We start from the raw sequence: 666 nt of genomic DNA, 5'->3' as shown, positions 1-666 counted from the left end.
GGGATTCGAACCCGGGTTACCGCCGTGAAAGGGCGGTGTCTTAACCACTTGACCATAGGGCCTTGTTGGTGCCGGGGACCGGAATCGAACCGGTACGGTCTTATAAGGACCGCAGGATTTTAAGTCCTGTGCGTCTGCCAGTTCCGCCACCCCGGCATTTATTCTGGCTCCTGGGGTGGGACTCGAACCCACAGCCTACCGGTTAACAGCCGGTTGCTCCACCATTGAGCTACCCAGGAACAATACCTTTTGTCAGCGACGACAAGATATATATTAGCATAATTATAGATTTGTGTCAATAACTTTTTTGAAGAATTTTCATCTTTTCGATGTAGTTCGACAATTGAAATAATTTAAAGTAGATTTCGCCTATATCCATTACGAAAATTATATTTAAAATTATCCACATTTCAATATAGTTTATAATTTCGCATGGATGATTATAAAAAACTCCTACCGTATCAGTACGATAGGAGTTTTTTTGGTGCCCAGAGGCGGAATCGAACCACCGACACGGGGATTTTCAGTCCCCTGCTCTACCGACTGAGCTATCTGGGCATATTCTATTTTGGTGGGCCCTCAGGGACTCGAACCCCGGACCTGCCGGTTATGAGCCGGACGCTCTAGCCAGCTGAGCTAAGGGCCCCTAACTTTAGTAAGACAATT

The 666-nt window shown here is 46.4% G+C and carries 4 tRNA genes; all 4 read right to left on the bottom strand.

The features are described 5' to 3' along the window. Nucleotides 1–66: 66 nt before the first annotated feature. A tRNA-Leu gene (locus TR13x_RS10840) sits at nt 67–156 on the bottom strand. Nucleotides 157–164: 8 nt separating this feature from the next. Then, nucleotides 165–239, bottom strand: a tRNA-Asn gene (locus TR13x_RS10835). Between the two features lie 243 nt (nt 240–482). Beyond that, nucleotides 483–558: transfer RNA gene (locus TR13x_RS10830), tRNA-Phe, on the bottom strand. Nucleotides 559–569: 11 nt separating this feature from the next. Then, nucleotides 570–646: transfer RNA gene (locus TR13x_RS10825), tRNA-Ile, on the bottom strand. Between the last annotated feature and the right edge of the window lie 20 nt (nt 647–666).

The sequence above is a fragment of the Caloranaerobacter sp. TR13 genome (assembly GCF_001316435.1).
In the GTDB taxonomy this organism is placed as follows: Bacteria; Bacillota; Clostridia; order Tissierellales; family Thermohalobacteraceae; genus Caloranaerobacter.
Note: the sequence above shows the minus strand (reverse complement) of the source record. Positions and strands in the feature narration are given on the sequence as shown.